Source organism: Streptomyces sp. NPDC088923 (genome assembly GCF_044749745.1).
In the GTDB taxonomy this organism is placed as follows: domain Bacteria; phylum Actinomycetota; class Actinomycetes; order Streptomycetales; family Streptomycetaceae; genus Streptomyces.
The window spans coordinates 755,432-772,916 of the sequence record NZ_JBIVIO010000001.1; the positions used below are offsets into that span (position 1 = coordinate 755,432).

Genomic DNA, 17,485 nt, shown 5'->3' on the forward strand with positions numbered 1-17,485 from the left:
CCGCCCCCGAAGCCCCCACCCCGCCGCGAGGCCCCCCGCCCCGCCGCCGCCCCGCGAGGCCCCCCGCCCCCGCGAAGCCACCCCGCACCGCCCCCGCCCCCCGAAGCCCGTACCCCGCCGCGAAGCCCCCCCACCCCGCCGCGAAGCCCCCTCGCCCCGCCGCGAGGCCCCCCGCCCTGCGAGGCCCCTCGCCCCGCCGCGAGGTCCCCCGCCCCCGCGAGGCCCCCCGCCCCCCGAAGCCCCCGCACCCGTCCCCACCCCCCAAGCCCCCGTACCGGCGGTAACAAGTCCCGTCCGACCCCTACCCATGAGTACGGGTCTGTTCTACGCTCCAACCGTGCCAGTGATTGCTGGCAGCATCGTCGGGAGAGTGCGGGAGGCGGCTCGATGGCGAAGACAAGCAGCAGCACCCACGTGCGGGTGGCCGTGGTCGGTTCGGGGTTCGGGGGGCTCGGCGCTGCCGTGCGGCTGCGGCGCGAGGGGGTGACCGACTTCGTCGTCCTGGAGCGTTCGGGCTCCGTCGGCGGGACCTGGCGCGACAACACGTATCCGGGCTGTGCCTGTGACGTGCCCTCGCACCTGTACTCCTTCTCCTTCGCGCCCAACCCCGAGTGGCCGCGCACTTTTTCCGGCCAGCCGCACATTCGCGCCTACCTGAAGCGCGTCGCCGACACCTTCGGCCTCCGCCCGCACCTGCGCTTCGACAGCGAGGTGCGGAACATGCGCTGGGACGGCGAGCGGATGCGCTGGGAGCTGGACACGGCCTCGGGCCCGTACACCGCCGATGTCGTCGTCTCGGCGACAGGGCCGCTCTCCGACCCGAAGATCCCGGACGTCCCGGGGCTCGACACCTTCCCCGGGAAGGTCTTCCACTCGGCGCGCTGGGACCACGACTACGAGCTGCGCGGCAAGCGCGTCGCGATGATCGGTACGGGCGCCTCGGCGATCCAGATCGTCCCCGCGATCCAGCCCGAGGTCGAGCGGCTCACCCTCTTCCAGCGCACGCCCCCCTGGGTCATGCCCCGGATGGACCGCGAAGTGAGCGGTCTGGAGCGGCGGTTGCACCGCGCGCTGCCCTTCACGACGGCCGCCCGTCGCGCCGCGCTGTGGGGCATCCGCGAGCTCCAGGTGCAGGCGTTCACGAAGCGACCCGACGAACTGGGACTCGTCGAACGCCTCGCGAAGGCGAACATGCACCGGTCCATCAAGGACCCCGCGACGCGCGCGAAACTGACGCCCTCGTACCGCATCGGGTGCAAGCGCATCCTGCTCTCCAGCACCTACTACCCGGCCCTCGCGCAGCCGAATGTGGACCTCGTCGCCTCCGGGCTCAGCGAGATCAGGGGCAACACCCTGGTCGCCGCCGACGGTTCGACGGCCGAGGTCGACGCGATCGTCTTCGGCACGGGCTTCCACGTCACGGACATGCCGATCGCCGAGCGCGTCGTGGGCGCTCAGGGGCACACGCTCGCCGAGAGCTGGAAGGACGGCATGGCCGCGCTGCGCGGCGCGACCGCGAGCGGCTTCCCGAACTTCATGACCGTCATCGGCCCCAATACCGGGCTCGGCAACTCCTCGATGATCCTCATGATCGAGGCCCAGCTGAACTACCTCGCCGACTACCTCCGACAGCTCGACGTGCTGGGCCCGGGGACCGCGCTCGACCCCCGCCCCGCCTCGGTCGACGCCTGGAACGAGCGCGTCCAGACCCGCATGGAGCGCACGGTGTGGAACACCGGCGGGTGCACGAGCTGGTACCTCGACGCCTCCGGGCGCAATACGACGATCTGGCCGGGCACGACGGCCGAGTTCCGCGCCGCGACCCGGCGCGTGGACCTCCTGGAGTACGAGGTGCTGCGGCCCCCGCGCGCCGCCACGGAGCCGGACCCGAGCCGTACCACCGAGGACACGAAGGAGGTGGCGGCCGCGTGAGTCCGCTGCTCGCCAACCCCGGTCACGCCGTGCGCGGTACGTACGTGCCGCCCGCGCCCGTGCACGAACCGCGCGTCGTCTCGGCGGACGGCTCGCTCGTGCACGTCGAGGTCTTCGGGCCCGAGAACGCGCCCGCCGTCGTGCTCGCGCACGGCTGGACGTGCTCGATCGCCTTCTGGGCCGCGCAGATACGCGCGCTCGCCCCCGACCACCGCGTCATCGCCTACGACCAGCGCGGCCACGGCCGCAGCCCCGCGCCGCCCGGCCCCCTCGGCTACAGCCCGAAGGCGCTCGCCGACGACCTCGAAGCGGTGCTGGAGGCGACTCTCGCGCCCGGCGAGCCCGCCGTCCTCGCCGGGCACTCCATGGGCGGCATGACCTTCATGGCCGCAGCCGATCGCCCCGCCTTCCGCGAGCACGCCGCCGCCGTGCTGCTCTGCTCCACCGGTCCGGCCCGGCTCGTCGGCGAGGCGACCGTCCTCCCGCTGCCGAAGAGCCCCGTGCGCAGGCGGCTCACGGGCGCGGTGCTCGGGGCGCGGGCGCCGCTGGGGCCCGTCACGCCGCTCGGCAAGAAGGTGCTCAAGTACGGGGTGATGGGGCCGGGGGCGAGCCCCGAGCAGGTCGACGCCTGCGCGCGGATCGTGCACGCCTGCCCGACCCCGGTGCGTCAGGGGTGGTCGCGCGTCCTCGACCTCTTCGACGAGGAGGCGGGGCTGCGCGCGATCGAGGCGCCCACGGCCGTCGTCGTCGGCTCCGCCGACAAGCTCACACCGCCCGTGCACGCCCGCCTCATGGACGAGTCGCTGCCGCACTCGCTCGGCCTCACGACCCTGCCGGGCCTCGGCCACATGACGCCGATCGAGGGCCCTGCGGCGGTGACGGAGGCGATCCGGGACCTGGTGACGACGTACGTGGTACGGGCGGACGCGGTGAAGGCGGACGCGGTACGGACGGATGCCGACGCGCCTGCCGGGGACCCGCCTGCCGAGGACCCGCATGCCGGGGACATTTTCGCCGAGGACCCGCCCGCCCCGTCCCGTACGGCGAAGTCCCCCGCCAAGTCCCCCGCCAAGTCCCCCGCCAAGTCCCCCGCCAAGCGCCCCGCCCAGACCGCCGAGGAGTCCGCATGAGCCCCCAGCCGCCGCCCGGCACCGGCCGCACCCTCACCTCGCGCTCCGAGCGCCGTCGCCGCCCCGGCCCCCTGGAGGGGCAGGTCGCCGTCGTCACCGGGGCCGCGCGCGGGGTCGGTGAACTGCTCGCGCGCAAGCTCTCCGCGCACGGGGTCCGCGTCGCGCTCGTGGGACTGGAACCCGAGGCGCTCAAGGACCTGTCGACGCGGCTGTACGCGGACAGCGACCACTGGTACGCGGACGTGACCGACCAGGCCGCCATGACCCAGGTCGCCGCCGAGGTGAAGGAGCGTTTCGGGAAGGTCGACATCGTCGTCGCCAACGCCGGGGTCGCGATCGGGGGTCCCTTCATGGACTCCGACCCCGACTCCTGGCGGCGCGTGATCGAGGTGAACCTCCTCGGCGCGGCGGCGACCGCGCGTGCCTTCCTGCCGCTGCTCGCCGAGAGCCGTGGCTACCTGCTCCAGGTCGCCTCGCTCGCCGCCGTCACCCCGGCCCCGATGATGAGCGCGTACTGCGCGTCGAAGTCCGGGGTCGAGGCGTACGCCCACTGCCTGCGCGCCGAGGTCGGGCACCTCGGCGTGAAGGTCGGTGTGGCCTACCTGAGCTGGACCGACACCGACATGGTGCGCGGCGCGGACCAGGACGACGTCATGCGCGAACTGCGCGCCCGGCTGCCGTGGCCGGCGAACAAGACGTACCCGCTGAGCCCGGCCGTGGACCGCATCCTGCACGGCATCGAGCGGCGCTCGGCGCACGTGTACGGGCAGTGGTGGCTGCGGCACATGCAGTCGGTACGGGGCGCGCTGCCGATGCTCATCGGGACGGTCGGCGCGCACGAGGTGGCCCGGTACGGGGAGCGGCTCGCGCGGGTGCCGAAGGGCCTGGTGGGGGCCGGTGGGGCGGCGGACGAGCGGAGCAGGGGCGGCGGCGCCTGATCGACATGCGGGGCCGGTCCGCCCGTGCCAGGCTGGGACGGGGCGTTCGTCAGGGGCGCCCCCTTCTCTTCCCCCACCCCTCTTGAGGAGTGAGAGCTACATGGGCATCAAGGACCAGTTCCAGGACAAGGCCGATCAGCTCAAGCAGAAGGCGAAGGACGCGAAGGACCAGGCGTCCGAGAAGTCGTCCGACGCCTCGGACCAGGCCCGCGACACAGGCCAGGACAAGGCCGACGACCTGCGGGGGAAGATGGGTCACGACGACGACAAGTGAGACAGCCCCGCCCGGCGCGTGAGCGCGCGGGCGGTGGAGGGCGGCGGCGGGCCGGGAGCGGTCCGCCGCCGCCCTTCTCTCGTGCGTGCGGGCAGAGAGCGAGCGCCCCGGACCTGCCACAAGCGAGCGCCCCGGACCGGCCACAGGGGGCGACCTCAAAGCTGGGGCGACCTCGAAGCGACCTGCGCCCCTGGGCCGGCCCGCCCCCTAGGCCCGCTCCGGCGCCGCCCCCTCCCCCCGTTCCGCCGACTCCGCCCCCGCCGCCTTCCGCCCCGCAGCCGCCCCGCGCCTCGCCGATTCCTCGCGTCCCGGCAGTTCCGGGCGGGCCCGGTCCGGGACGGTCGCCACCGTCGGGGGCTCCGCCGGGGGCTGGGAGCGCAGGAGTTCCAGGGCGAGGGAGACCGCGTCGTCGAGTTGGGCGTGGCGGCCCTCGGCCCAGTCGAGCGGGGTGCGCAGGGCGGGGACGTCGGGGTCGACGCCGTGGTTCTCGACGCCCCAGCCGTAGGCGTCGAACCACGCCGCGTTCATCGGGACCGTCACCACCGTGCCGTCGACGAGCCGGTGGCGGCCCGTCATCCCGACGACGCCGCCCCAGGTCCGCTGCCCCACGACGGGGCCGAGGCCGAGGAGTTTGAAGGCGGCCGTGATCATGTCGCCGTCCGAGGAGGTGGCCTCGTCGGCGAGCGCGACGAGCGGGCCGCGCGGGGCGTTCGACGCGTACGAGACGGGCATGGCGTCGCGCGTGAGGTCCCAGCCGATGACGCGGCGCGTCAGCTTCTCCAGGACGAGTTCGCTGATGTTGCCGCCCGCGTTGCCGCGCACGTCGACGATGAGCGCGGGCATCGACATCTCCAGGCGCAGATCGCGGTTGAACTGCGCCCAGCCGGAGCCGCCGAGGTCGGGAATATGCAGGTAGCCGCACTGCCCGTCGCTCAACTCGCGTACCACGGCGCGTCGTTTGGCGACCCAGTCGTGGTAGCGCAGCGCGCGCTCGTCGACGAGCGGGAGCACGGCGACGCGGCGCGGCGGGCCGCCACCGGAGGCGGCGAAGGTGAGCTCGACGCTCGTGCCCGCCGCACCGGACAGGAGGGGAGCGGGGCCGGTGACGGGGTCGACGGGGCGGCCGTCGATGTGCGTGAGGACGGCGCCCTCGCGGATGCCCGTACCGGCGAGCGGGGAGCGGGCGCGCGGGTCGGAGGACTCGCCGGGCAGGATGCGCCGCAGCTCCCAGGCCCCGTCGCGGCAGGCGAAGTCGGCGCCGAGGAGGCCCTGCGCGCGCTGGTAGTGGGGCGGGCCCTCGCTGCGGCGCGCGGCGGTGACGTAGGCGTGCGAGGTGCCGAGTTCGCCGTACGCCTCGCGGAGCAGGTCGGCGAACTCGTCGGGCGAGGCGACGCGGTCGAGGAGCGGGCGGTACTGGTCGAGCACCGCGTCCCAGTCGATGTTGCTGAGGCCGGGGTCCCAGAAGTAGGCGCGGATGACGCGTCCGGCCTCGTCGTACGCCTGCCGCCACTCGGCGGGCGGGTCGACCTCGTGGAGGACGCGGCGCAGGTCGATGTACGAGGTGCCCGCGTCGTCGGGCAGGTCGTTGGCGGGGACGGCGCGCAGTTCGCCGTCGTCCACGACGACGAGGCGGCTGCCGTCGCCGCTGACGGCGAAGGCGTCCAGGTGGTCGACGAGCTGGGTGCGGCGGGCGCGGGCGGGGTCGAAGTGTTCGAGCGTGGGGCGGCTGGAGGTGTCGGCGGGGTTGGCGAAGGTCTGGCCGAGCGCGCCGGAGATGGGCCAGCGCAGCCACACGACGCCGCCGCCCGCGACGGGGGAGAGCGAGGAGTACTTCGAGGCCGGTACGGGGAAGGGCGTGACGCGGCTCGCGAGGCCCTCCGCCTCGACGATGACGACCCCCTCGTACCCCGAGGCGCGGTCGTCCGGGTCCAGGCCGCCGGCCGCCGGGCGGCCGTCCGCGCTGAGCGCGAAGGGCGAGGGGGTCGCGGAGGAGAGCGTGACGAGGTGGGGGCGGCAGCCGAGCGGGAAGGAGAGGTCGCCGGTGTGCACGTCGTAGACGGGGTCGAAGCCGCGCCAGGAGAGGAAGGCGAGGTAGCGGCCGTCGCGCGTGAAGACGGGGTTCTCGTCCTCGAACCGTCCGTCGGTCACGTCGATGAGCGAGAACGGCCCGTCCCCCTCGCCGATCCGCGCGAGCTTGATCTGCCGCAGACTCCGGCCGACCCCCGGGTGCGACCACGCGAGCCACGCCCCGTCGGGCGAGAAGGCGAGATCCCGCACGGGTCCGTTGAACGAGCGCACGACCTCGACGACACGCGCCTCGGGCGGCTCACCGGCCTCACGGGCCTCACCAACCTCAGCGGCCTGGGCGCCGCTTTCCTCCGCGCCCCCGGTGGTCGCGGCTCCCTCCGGTACGGGTCCGGAGCCGCCTTCCCGCGCGGGCCCGGCCTCCTCGCCGCCCCGGTCCCCGGCGTCCGGCCCGCTCCCGCCCGGTGACTCGCTCTCCGCCGCCGGATCGTCCTCGGGCCCTGCCCCGCCGGGCGTGCTCACGGGCGGCTCCACCAGCAGCAATCGCCCGTCGTGCGTCGCGACCGCGAGCCGGTCCCCCTTCGGCGAGGCGACCAGCTCCTCGACGAGCCCGAGCCGCCCGTGCGCCCAGCGCCGCACCGGGCCCGGAGTGCCCGCGCGGGGGAGCGGGGCGATCTCGATGCCGTCGGCGCCGCCCGCGTCGCTCACGTACGCGACGAAGGCCCCGCCCCCGTACAGCACCGGCATCCGCACCCGCACGCCCGGCGTGTCCGCGAGGGTGCGCGCCGGGCCGTCGCGGTGCGTGAGCCAGTAGAGGCTGCCGCGCACCGCGACGGCGCTCGCGCGGCCCGTCTCGTCCGGGCACACGGCGTCGAGGTGGCGTGCGGCGGGGACCTGGTGGCGGCGGCGGCCCGAGCGGGGGCCGCCGAGGCGGATGTCGAGGCGGCGCGGGACCGCGTCGGGCGCGAGGTCGTCGACGAGCCACAGCTCGCCCGCGCACTGGTAGACGATCCGCTCGCCGTCGCTCGCCGCGTTGCGGGCGTAGAAGGCGTCGTGGTCGGTGTGGCGGCGCAGGTCGGAGCCGTCCGGGCGGCAGGAGTAGAGGTTGCCGACGCCTTCGTGGTCGGAGAGGAACGCGACCCGGTCGCCGACGAACAGGGGGCAGTCGAGGTGCCCGTCGAGGTCGGCGAGGAGACGTTCGCCGTGCAGCCACAGGCGCCCGGTGGCGCCGCCCCGGTAGCGCTTCCAGGCGGCCGGTTCGTGCGGGGGCGTGCCGGTGAGCAGGAGGGTGCGCTCGTCACCGTCGTGGCCGTGCTGCGCGAGCGCGGCGACGGGGCCCCAGGGCAGGGGGCCGCCGGGGGAGCCGTCGGTGGGGACCTTGTAGGCCCAGGAGAAGTACGAGAACGGCTGGGCCTGCGAGGAGACGGCGAGGATGTCGCTGCGCCCGTCCGCGTCGGGCGGGCTCCAGCCGCACACGCGGGTGTCGCGTCCGGCCCAGTAGGTGAGCTGGCGCACGGGGGTGTCGCCCGCGACCTCGGCGAGGTGGATCTCGGGGTCCAGGCTGCGCCAGGAGACGAAGGCGAGGTGCGCGCCGTCCGGGGAGAAGCGGGGGTGGCTCAGCTTCGTGCGGTCCGCCGTGAGCCGGCGGGCGAGGGAGGGCTCCATCGCGCCGGGGGCCGGGAGCGGGGCGAGCCACAGGTCGTCCTCGGCGACGAAGCAGAGGAGGTCGGCGTGCAGGGCGGGGTGGCGGAGGTAGGCCGCTCCGCCCCGCGGGTACGGGTCCCTCGGGTGCGCGCTCACCCCTCCCATGCTCTACGCGCGGCGGGACGCGGCAACTCGGGGAACGGGTGGCGGAGGGGCGGCGGAGGGCCGTACGGGCGCGGGCGCGCCCCGCGCGGCTACGGCCGGTCGCCGCTCCCGGCCGTCCGCCACCACCCGTACCGCCGCGCGAGGAGCGTCAGGCACGTGCCGCACACGACGCCGATCGCGAGGTTGTGCGTCGCGACGACGACGGCGACCGTCAGGACCATGACGGCGATCTCGCCGAGGGGTGCGCGGCGCAGGGTGCCCGGGGCGATCGAGCGCCAGTCGAAGGTGGTCAGGGAGACCATGACCATGATCGCGACGAGCGCCGCCATGGGGATGTCCGAGACGACGGGGCCGAGCGCGAGGCACAGCGCCATGAGGAAGGAACCCGCGAGGAAGGTCGAGACGCGGGTACGGGCCCCGGAGACCTTCACGTTGATCATCGTCTGGCCGATCATCGCGCAGCCGCCCATGCCGCCGAGGAAACCGGAGACGACGTTGGCGATGCCCTGCCCGACCGACTCGCGCGTCTTCGACGAGGGCGTCCCGGTCAGTTCGTCCACGAGACGGGCGGTCATGAGCGACTCCATGAGCCCGACGAGTGCCATGGCGAACGCGTACGGGAGGACGATCCGCAGCGTCTCGGCCGTGAACGGCACGTCCGGCAGCCCCGGCGTGGGCAGCGAGGACGGCAGCGCGCCCTTGTCGCCCACGGTCGGTACGGCGATGCCCGCGCCCACCGTGAGCGCGGTGAGCACGGCGATCGACACGAGCGGCGCGGGGACGATCCGGCTCAGCCTCGGCAGCAGCACCATGAGCGCGAGCCCGCCCGCGAAGAGCGCGTACACCGCCCACGGCACGTGGCGCAGCTCGGGCAGTTGCGCCAGGAAGATGAGGATCGCGAGCGCGTTGACGAAGCCGGTCATCACCGGGCGCGGCACGAACCGCATGAGCTTCGCGACGCCGAGCGCGCCCAGCAGGACCTGGAGGACCCCGGCGAGGATCACGCCCGTGACGAGGTAGCCGAAGCCGTGCTCGCGGTTGAGGGGGGCGGTCACGAGGGCGACGGCGCCGGTCGCGGCGGAGATCATCGCGCGGCGCCCGCCGACGAGCGCGAGCGTCACGGCCATCGTGAAGGAGGTGCACAGGCCCACGGCCGGGTCGACGCCCGCGATGACGGAGAAGGAGATCGCCTCGGGGATGAGCGCGAGCGCGACGACGAGCCCGGCGAGCACCTCGGTGCGCCACACACGCGGGTCGGAGCACCAGGCGGGGAGGGAGCGGCGGAGGCCGGCGCGGGGGGCGACCCCGGAGGCGGGGCCGGATGCGGGGCTCGGGGGCGCGGTGGCGACGGGGGCGGCGGCGTGCGCGGTGGTGTCGGCGTGCGGGCTGTCGTCGGGGTGCGCGTCCGTGAGGCCGGGCGATGAGGTCACGAGGGGGAGGTACCTGTCGGAGGCGAGGAGGCGGGGGAGCCCTCACACTCTACCGTTACGTAAGGGTAGGAATGGCCGTCGAGGAGCCGCCGGTGCGACAATGCCCGCGTGACGGGCGAGCGCATGCGGATCGGCGAGGTGGCGGAGCGTACGGAGTTGTCGCTGCGCACGATCAGGCACTACGAGGAGACCGGTCTCGTCATCCCCTCGGCCCGCTCCCAGGGCGGCTTCCGTCTCTACACCGAGGCCGATGTCGCCCGGTTGATGGTGGTCCGGCGCATGAAGCCGCTCGGATTCACCCTGGAACAGATGCGCGAGCTGCTCGCCGCGACCGACCGCCTCGACGCGGGCGCCGGGGCCCTGCCGCCAAAGGAGCGCGAGGCGCTGCTCGGGCGCGTACGAGCCTACGAACGCGAGGCGAGCGAGCAGGTCGAGCGGCTGCGGGTGCAGCTCGCGCGGGCGGAGGAGTTCGCCGAGACCCTGCGCGGCAGGCTGCCGGGGCCGGAGGCGGGGCCGGGGTCGGGGTCCGGGTCGGGCGTCGAAGTCCAGGGGTGATCGGCCCGCTCCCCACCCCCGTGGGCCGAGCGTGTACGCGCCGGATAAATAAGCCCTGCGCAGCACGCGTGGCCCACCTCACGTACGAAACCGTTTCGTTTCGCTTGGCGGGCGGGTAGGCTCAGAGCGTGCGAGAGCGCATCCCGCTTCACTCCTGGAGCTAGGGTGCGTGGACCGACGCGTGTCGCTCGCCCGTCCCTCCCCGGGGCGAGGCGGACGCGCGGGAGCGAGCAGGAGGTGGGCCGGATGGCTGGAGCAGCGGGCGCGACGACGCGTCGCAGCCGTCTGACGCCGGAGCGCGAGGCCGAGTTGTACGGCGCCGTGCTCGACCTGCTCCGCGAGGTCGGCTACGAGGCGCTCACCATGGACGCCGTGGCCTCCCGCACCCGGTCCAGCAAGGCCACCCTCTACCGCCAGTGGGGGAGCAAGCCCGAGCTGGTCGTGAAGGCGCTGCGCCATCACAAACCGCACTCGATCGCCGACATCGACACCGGCAGCCTGCGTGGGGACTTCCACGCGATGGTGGGCAGCCAGGACGATTGCCGCATGGCGGAGGACGCCGCGCTGATGCGCGGGATCGCCATGGAGATGAAGAGCAACCCCGATCTGCACCGCGCCTTCCGTGAGCTGCTGATCGAGCCCGAGGTGACGGGGCTCGGCCAGGTGCTGCGGCGCGCGGTGGAGCGTGGCGAGGTGGAAGCGGACAGACCCGCGATCGACTTCGTCGTGCACATGATGGTCGGCGCCTTCGTCGCCCGGCAGATGATCGACGCGCGGCCCTTGGACCGGGACTTCCTCACCCGATACATCGACGCCGTGGTGCTCCCCGCCCTCGGCGCCTGACTCCGCACGACCCCCGCGCGGACTGACGCGCGCCCCTCGATTCCCCCTCCCCACCGGGCCAGCACGCCCCGCGACGCCTACCCGCGCCGCCGAGCCGGCCTGCCCGGACCAGGGTGAGCCGGGCGGGCACCGGTCCGCGCACCGCGCCCCCGTACCAGCCGTGTACGGGCCGCCGCGACCCGTACCACCTGACGTGACCGCCTCCCGTCAGGGCCGGACGCACCGCGAAGCCTTGTCCCTTTTCCGCCCCTGATCGAACGGGAGTTCCACCCCCGTGGCCACATTCCTCTACCGGCTCGGCCGGTTCGCCTTCAGGCGGCGCCGCGTCGTCGCCCTCATCTGGGTCGCGCTGCTCGCGCTCGTCGGCTTCGGTGCCGCCACCGCGAGCAGTCCCGGACCGACGCAGTTCTCCATACCCGGCGTCGAGGCCCAGAAGGCCTTCGACCTCCTCGACCAGCGCAACCCGGGGGGCAACGCCGACGGGGCGAGCGCCCGCGTCGTCTTCAAGGCGCCCGAGGGCCAGAAGATCACCGACCCGGCGAACAAGGCCGAGGTCACCAAGACGATCTCCGCGATCGAGCACGGTTCGAAGGAGGTCGCCCACGCGGCGAACCCCTTCGAGAACAGCGCGGCCGTCTCCAAGGACGGCAGGATCGCCTACTCCACCGTGAGCTACAAGGTCAGCTCGATGGAGCTGAAGGACGCCAGCCAGGACTCGCTGGAGCACGCCGCCGAGAAGGCCCAGGACAAGGGCCTCACCGTCGAGATCGGCGGCGACGCGCTCCAGGCCGAGCCCGAGTCGGGCTCCACCGAGGTCGTCGGCATCGTCATCGCGGCCGTCGTCCTCGTCATCACCTTCGGCGCGATCGTCGCGGCCGGGCTCCCGCTGCTCACGGCGATCATCGGCGTCGGCATCGGCGTCGCCTCGATCACCGCGCTCGCCTCCGCCCTCCACCTGGACTCGACGACCTCGACCCTCGCGATGATGATCGGCCTCGCGGTCGGCATCGACTACGCGCTCTTCATCGTCTCCCGCTACCGGGCCGAACGCGCCGAGGGCAGACTGCCCGAGGAAGCCGCCGGTCGCGCGACGGGCACGGCGGGCTCCGCCGTCGTCTTCGCGGGGCTCACGGTGATCATCGCCCTGTGCGGCCTCGCCGTCGTCAACATCCCGATGCTCACCAAGATGGGCGTCGCCGCCGCCGGTACGGTCGCGGTCGCGGTGATCGTCGCGCTCAGCCTCATCCCCGCGCTGCTCGGCTTCGCGGGCGACAAGGTGCTCGGCCGCAAGGCCCGCAAGGCCGCCAAGGCCGTCAAGGACCAGGGCCCCGAGGCGCAGGCCCGCGCCGTCGCCGCCGCCTCCCGCGGCGCGGACGGGGAGCACAAGGTCAACGGCGGCACCCGCTGGGCCCGCTTCGTCCTGCGCCGCCCCGTGCTCGTCCTCGTCCTCGGCGTCCTCGGCCTCGGTGTCATCGCCGTCCCGGCCACCCAGCTCGAACTCGGCCTGCCCGACGACGGCTCGCAGCCGACCGACACGACGCAGCGCCGCGCCTACGACCTGCTCTCGGACGGCTTCGGCCCCGGCTTCAACGGCCCGCTCATGCTCGTCTACGACGGCAAGGGCATCGCCGACCCGCAGGCGGAGGCGGCCCACGTCGCCGCCGAGGTCAAGAAGCTCCCGGACGTCGCGGCGGTCTCCCCCGCCGCCTTCAACAAGGCCGGCGACACGGCGACCATCAGCGTCGTCCCGGGCTCCAAGCCCTCCTCCAAGCAGACCGAGGACCTCGTCCACTCCATCCGCGACCTCGGCAAGGACGTCAAGGCCGGCAAGGACGGCGAAGTCCTCGTGACCGGTACGACGGCGATGAACATCGACGTCTCGCAGAAGATGAACGACGCGCTGCTGCCGTACCTGGTGCTCGTCGTCGGCCTCGCCTTCCTGCTCCTGATGCTCGTCTTCCGCTCGATCCTCGTGCCCCTCAAGGCGGCGCTCGGCTTCCTTCTCTCGGTGGTCGCCGCGCTCGGCGCGGTCGTCGCGGTCTACCAGTGGGGCTGGCTCGGCTCGCTCTTCGGGGTCGAGCAGACCGGGCCGATCATGAGCATGATGCCGATCTTCATGGTGGGCGTGGTCTTCGGTCTCGCGATGGACTACGAGGTGTTCCTCGTGACCCGCATGCGGGAGGCGTACGTCCACGGGGAGAGCCCGCGGCAGTCGATCGAGACCGGATTCCGGCACGGGGCGCGGGTCGTCACGGCCGCCGCCGTCATCATGATGGCTGTCTTCGGCGGCTTCATCGGCTCCAGCGAGCAGATGGTCAAGATGATCGGTTTCGCCCTCGCGATCGCCGTCCTCTTCGACGCCTTCGTGGTGCGCATGACGATCGTCCCGGCGGTACTCGCCCTGCTCGGCCGACGTGCCTGGTGGCTGCCGAAGTGGCTCGACCGGATTCTGCCGAACGTCGACGTCGAGGGCGAGAAGCTCCACAAGGCGCTGGGGGACACCTCGTCCTCCGGTGAAGGACCCCAGGACCCGGACGCGGAACGGGAGTTGACCCGCGTCTGAGAGTCCTGGCCCCGGGCGGGACGAGCGGCCTCCGCGGCCGCGTCCCGCCCGGTGACCGGGTGGCCGGCTTCGCGCCGCACACCACCCGGCGACCGTGCCGAGGTCCGTGGGGACGGGGCCGGCACGGCGGGCCCGGCGAGAGGGCAAGGCTCTCGCCGGGCCCTTCCCCGTCCACGGCAGGGCCGGTATCCGCGTGGCGCGGACACCGGCCCTGCCGCTCGTGGCGCGCCGCGCGATGAGTTTCCGCCGCCCCACCGGTCTTCAGTACGGGCGGTCCGCCACGCGGCTTCGGGGGACGTGGCGGCCCGCCCAGCCCGGCACCGCCACGGATCACGACCCCAGGGGACCCTCTCGATGCGCACTCTCATCAGCACCGCCTTCGTCTCGCTCGACGGCGTCATGGAGGCCCCCGGCGGCGAGACCGGCTACCGCAACGCCGGGTGGACCTTCGAGGGAGTGGAGTTCCTCCCCGAGGCGTACGCGATCAAGGGCCGCGAGCAGGAGGAGGCCGGCGCCCTGCTCCTCGGCCGCCGCAGCTACGAGGCGTTCAGCGCCGTGTGGCCGGGCAGGACGGAGTTCGCCACGTACAACGCGCTGCCCAAGTACGTCGTCTCGACCACGCTCGGCGAGGACGCCCTCGTCCCCGGCTGGGGCCCGACGACGCTCCTGCGCTCGCTCGACGAGGTCGCGGCGCTCAAGGAGGGCGAGGGCGGTCCGCTCCTCGTCCAGGGCAGCGCCCGCCTCCACCACGCCCTCGCCGACGCCGGCCTCGTGGACCGCTACCACCTGCTCGTCTTCCCGCTGCTGCTCGGCGCGGGCCTGCGCCTCTTCCCCGCCACCGACGCGGACACCCGCACGCTCCGCCTCGTCGAGCACGCGGCGTACGCGAACGGCATCCAGCTCAACATCTTCGACGTGGTGCGCTGAACGGGGCCGGGCCGGCCCGCCAGGGCCCCCGGCTCCCCCTGCGAGAATCGCCCCGTGACCAGCACCCCGCCGCTGCCCCCCGAGGCCCGCGCCCCTCTCGACGCGGCCGTGCGGCTGCGCGAGAACGGCGAGGCCGAGCGGGCCCGTACCGCACTGCTCGCGCTGAGTGCCGCGTATCCGCGTGATCCCGAGGTCGCCTACCAGACCGCCTGGGCGCACGACGTGCTCGGCCGGGAGGCCGCCGCCGTGCCCTTCTACGAGACCGCGCTCGCGGGCGTCGGCGCGCTCGGTGCCGAGGACCGGCACGGCGTGTACCTCGGGCTCGGCAGCACGTACCGGATTCTCGGGCGGTACGAGGACGCCGTCGCGACCCTGGAGGCCGGCCTCGCCGCCCACCCCGGCGACGGCGCGCTCACCGTCTTCCTCGCCATGGCCCGCCACAACACCGGCGCCCACCACGAGGCCATCCGCGCCCTCCTCACCCTCCTCGCCGGCACGAGCACCGACCCGGGCGTGCGCGCCTTCCGCAAGGCCATCGCGTACTACGCCGAGGACCTCGACCGCGTCGAGACCGGCGACTGACCCCCGCCTCCCGCACGCGCTACCGTCCGTGTCCCCGGCGCGGGCCGATGAGTTCTGCCGTCGGCCGGAGTCACCACGAGGGGACGAACGCCGGACCCGGGCGGGACACGACGAACGGCGGGCGGGGCGGCGCGGCCCGCGCACCCGCCCCCGGAGAGGACGCGGCATGGAGACTGAACCGGACGTGGAACTGGGAGCCTTCTCGGACCCGGGCGCGCGGGCGACCCCGTGGGCCTCGGCACGGGCGATCCTGGACGAGGCGGAGATCTTCTGGCTCTCCACGGTGCGGCCCGACGGGCGCCCGCACGTGACGCCGCTGCTGGCCGCGCGGGCGCTGGGCGCCCTGTGCTTCGTCACGGGCGGCCAGGAGCGCAAGGCGCTCAATCTCGACAGCAATTCCCACTGCGCGCTGACGACCGGCACGGGCACGCTGAACGGAGTGGACCTCGTCGTCGAGGGCCTCGCGTCCGCGGTGGGGGAACGTTCCGAGCGGGAGCGCGCGATGGCGGACTTCGCGCGCAAGTACGGCGCGCACCTGACCGACCCCGAGGGCACCTGGTACGGCATGGGCGCAGCCGTCGTCGCGGGCGACGTCCGGCTGTACCGGATCGAGCCGACGCGGGGATTCGCCTTCGCCAAGCTGCCGGTGTTCAGCCAGACGCGCTACACGTGGCAGGGACGCTGACACGCCGAGCGGGAGGCCGGAGCGCGGACATGCCCGCTCGTAGCGGGCCGCCGTTCCTGATGAGGGCGGCGGCCCGTACTACGCCGAGGACCGCGACCGCGTCGAGACCGGCGGCACCGGCCCGGCGGGCGGCGCCGGCCCGGCGGGCGCTGCCTGCGGCTGGCGGCCCGGCGCCCTCGGCGCCTCCCGCACCGGTCCCGTGAGCCCCGCCTCGTAGTGGGCCGCCGCCGTGTACGTGCGGCGCAGGAAGCGGATCAGGTCCGTGCTGTCGAACTGCAGGACCAGGAGGTGCCCCGCCGCGCGGCGCAGTTCGAGGACCGTCTGCGCGCGGCCGCAGGGCCAGATCCGCAGGGCCGCCGTCTCGGCCGGGCTGCGCAGGCCCTCCTCCAGGAGAGCGCGCGCGAAGACGTGGTCGTGCGCCCCCTCCGTACCGGGAAAGCCGAGGCCGACGAGCGTCGCGTCGGTGGCGGGGTCGTACCGCAGGAGCACGGGCAGCGTCTCCGCCTCGTCGGGGCCGCTCGCGCACACCCGTACCCGTACGTACTGCTCGATGCCTGTCACGGTCGCAGACTCGCACGAATGCGGGGAATCCGCCCGGTGAGGAGCGCGGGCCCGGAGCAGCTGCGGGGGACGCACTCTTGCAAGTCGCTCGCAACTGGGCACTATGATCGTACGGTTTTGCGAGCGTCCCCGCCCCCGCAGGAAGCGAAGTCCCCGCCATGCATGTCCCTGACGGATTCATCAACGCCCCCGTCTCCGCCGCGACCGGCGTCCTCGCCGCCGCCGCCGTCGCCGTCTCGCTACGTGGCGCCCGCCGGGAGCTCGGCGCGGCCGGTGCCGAGCGCACGGCGCCGCTCGCCGGTCTCGTCGCCGCGTTCATCTTCGCCGTGCAGATGCTCAACTTCCCCGTCGCCGCCGGGACCAGCGGACACCTGCTCGGTGGGGCGCTCGCGGCGATCCTCGTCGGCCCGTACACCGGCGTGCTGTGCGTGTCCGTCGTCCTGCTCATGCAGGGCGTGCTCTTCGCGGACGGCGGCCTCACCGCGCTCGGCGTCAACATCACCGACATGGCGATCGTGACGACCGTCGTCGCGTACGCCCTCTTCCGGGGCCTCGTGAAGGTCCTCCCGCGCCGCCGCTCCTCCATCACGGCCGCCTCCTTCGTCGCCGCGCTGATCTCCGTGCCCGCCGCGGCGGTCGCGTTCACGCTCATGTACTGGATCGGCGGGACGACGGACATCTCGATCGGCAAGGTCGCGAGCGCGATGATCGGCGTGCACGTCCTCATCGGGATCGGCGAGGCGGTCATCACCGCGCTGACGGTCGGCGCCGTCATCGCCGTACGCCCCGACCTCGTGCACGGCGCCCGCGGCCTCGAAGCGCCGCTCAAGCTCCGCGTGGGCGGCGAACTCGTCGACGCCGCCCCGAAGGCGCCCGCCCCGGCCCCCGTCGCCGCCCGCTCCACCCGCAAGATCTGGATCACCGGCATCGTCGCCTCCGTCGTCCTCGCCGGTTTCGTCAGCTTCTACGCCTCCGCGAACCCCGACGGGCTGGAGAAGGTCGCGCACGACAAGGGCATCGACAAGCAGGAGAAGGACCACGCCTCGAAGGACTCCCCGCTCGCCGACTACGGTGTCAAGGACATCGCCAACGCCCGGATCTCCGGCGGCCTCGCCGGCGTGATCGGTGTCGGCGCGACGATCGTCGTCGGCTCGGGGGTCTTCTGGGCCGTACGCAAGCGCCGCACCGACGAGGACCACGGCGCACCTACTTCCGCAGGGACCGTTTAAGC

General features: G+C 73.9%; 14 protein-coding genes. 11 read left to right on the forward strand and 3 right to left on the reverse strand.

Annotated elements, in window-relative coordinates:
* Positions 1-387: 387 nt before the first annotated feature.
* The 4 genes from ACIP4O_RS03530 (at position 388) to ACIP4O_RS03545 (ending at position 4,274) form a co-directional block, all read left to right on the forward strand.
* A complete protein-coding gene (locus ACIP4O_RS03530; RefSeq protein ID WP_401571015.1) occupies positions 388-1,932 on the forward strand; it encodes a flavin-containing monooxygenase in 1,545 nt (514 codons plus the stop codon).
* Positions 1,933-1,961: 29 nt separating this feature from the next.
* On the forward strand, positions 1,962-3,062 hold the full coding sequence (locus ACIP4O_RS03535; RefSeq protein ID WP_401573800.1) for an alpha/beta fold hydrolase: 1,101 nt from the start codon (positions 1,962-1,964) through the stop codon (positions 3,060-3,062).
* A 71-nt stretch (positions 3,063-3,133) separates the two neighbouring features.
* A complete protein-coding gene (locus tag ACIP4O_RS03540) occupies positions 3,134-4,000 on the forward strand; it encodes an SDR family oxidoreductase (RefSeq protein WP_401573802.1) in 867 nt (288 codons plus the stop codon).
* A gap of 100 nt (positions 4,001-4,100) precedes the next feature.
* Positions 4,101-4,274, forward strand: a complete 174-nt coding sequence (locus tag ACIP4O_RS03545; RefSeq protein ID WP_203607248.1) for a hypothetical protein — start codon at positions 4,101-4,103, stop codon at positions 4,272-4,274.
* A gap of 207 nt (positions 4,275-4,481) precedes the next feature.
* On the opposite strand, the gene ACIP4O_RS03550 is transcribed toward ACIP4O_RS03545, so the two are convergent.
* Positions 4,482-8,099: a S41 family peptidase gene (locus ACIP4O_RS03550; protein WP_401571019.1), complete on the reverse strand. Its 3,618-nt coding sequence runs from the start codon at positions 8,097-8,099 to the stop codon at positions 4,482-4,484.
* A gap of 98 nt (positions 8,100-8,197) precedes the next feature.
* A complete protein-coding gene (locus ACIP4O_RS03555; protein ID WP_401571021.1) occupies positions 8,198-9,538 on the reverse strand; it encodes a SulP family inorganic anion transporter in 1,341 nt (446 codons plus the stop codon).
* Positions 9,539-9,646: 108 nt separating this feature from the next.
* On the opposite strand from ACIP4O_RS03555, the gene ACIP4O_RS03560 reads away from it, so the two are divergent.
* From ACIP4O_RS03560 to ACIP4O_RS03585, 6 genes are all read left to right on the forward strand, one after another.
* Positions 9,647-10,093, forward strand: coding sequence for a MerR family transcriptional regulator (locus ACIP4O_RS03560; protein WP_401571023.1), 447 nt, complete (start codon positions 9,647-9,649; stop codon positions 10,091-10,093).
* A gap of 246 nt (positions 10,094-10,339) precedes the next feature.
* Positions 10,340-10,936, forward strand: a complete 597-nt coding sequence (locus ACIP4O_RS03565) for a TetR/AcrR family transcriptional regulator (protein WP_361320081.1) — start codon at positions 10,340-10,342, stop codon at positions 10,934-10,936.
* A gap of 274 nt (positions 10,937-11,210) precedes the next feature.
* Positions 11,211-13,499 (forward strand): MMPL family transporter, encoded by a 2,289-nt coding sequence (locus tag ACIP4O_RS03570; RefSeq protein ID WP_401571027.1) that lies wholly within the window; start codon positions 11,211-11,213, stop codon positions 13,497-13,499.
* Positions 13,500-13,853: 354 nt separating this feature from the next.
* Complete coding sequence (locus tag ACIP4O_RS03575; protein WP_401571030.1) at positions 13,854-14,426, forward strand: dihydrofolate reductase family protein; 573 nt, start codon at positions 13,854-13,856, stop codon at positions 14,424-14,426.
* Positions 14,427-14,480: 54 nt separating this feature from the next.
* A complete protein-coding gene (locus ACIP4O_RS03580; RefSeq protein WP_401571033.1) occupies positions 14,481-15,008 on the forward strand; it encodes a tetratricopeptide repeat protein in 528 nt (175 codons plus the stop codon).
* 166 nt (positions 15,009-15,174) lie between these two features.
* On the forward strand, positions 15,175-15,693 hold the full coding sequence (locus tag ACIP4O_RS03585) for a pyridoxamine 5'-phosphate oxidase family protein (protein WP_401571036.1): 519 nt from the start codon (positions 15,175-15,177) through the stop codon (positions 15,691-15,693).
* Between the two features lie 78 nt (positions 15,694-15,771).
* Here the strand turns inward: ACIP4O_RS03585 and ACIP4O_RS03590 are convergent, their stop codons facing one another.
* Positions 15,772-16,254 (reverse strand): SsgA family sporulation/cell division regulator, encoded by a 483-nt coding sequence (locus ACIP4O_RS03590; protein WP_401571039.1) that lies wholly within the window; start codon positions 16,252-16,254, stop codon positions 15,772-15,774.
* A 158-nt stretch (positions 16,255-16,412) separates the two neighbouring features.
* Here ACIP4O_RS03590 and ACIP4O_RS03595 point away from each other — a divergent pair, with 158 nt between their 5' ends.
* Complete coding sequence (locus ACIP4O_RS03595) at positions 16,413-17,483, forward strand: energy-coupling factor ABC transporter permease (protein ID WP_401571042.1); 1,071 nt, start codon at positions 16,413-16,415, stop codon at positions 17,481-17,483.
* Positions 17,484-17,485: the final 2 nt, after the last annotated feature.

What these genes read in the sequence shown, in the direction of transcription:
- ACIP4O_RS03545 (WP_203607248.1), top strand. Translation starts at nt 4,101, where the DNA reads ATGGGCATCAAGGACCAGTTCCAGGACAAGGCCGATCAGCTCAAGCAG.
- ACIP4O_RS03585 (WP_401571036.1), top strand. Translation starts at nt 15,175, where the DNA reads ATGGAGACTGAACCGGACGTGGAACTGGGAGCCTTCTCGGACCCGGGC.
- ACIP4O_RS03595 (WP_401571042.1), top strand. Translation starts at nt 16,413, where the DNA reads ATGCATGTCCCTGACGGATTCATCAACGCCCCCGTCTCCGCCGCGACC.
- ACIP4O_RS03565 (WP_361320081.1), top strand. Translation starts at nt 10,340, where the DNA reads ATGGCTGGAGCAGCGGGCGCGACGACGCGTCGCAGCCGTCTGACGCCG.
- ACIP4O_RS03530 (WP_401571015.1), top strand. Translation starts at nt 388, where the DNA reads ATGGCGAAGACAAGCAGCAGCACCCACGTGCGGGTGGCCGTGGTCGGT.
- ACIP4O_RS03575 (WP_401571030.1), top strand. Translation starts at nt 13,854, where the DNA reads ATGCGCACTCTCATCAGCACCGCCTTCGTCTCGCTCGACGGCGTCATG.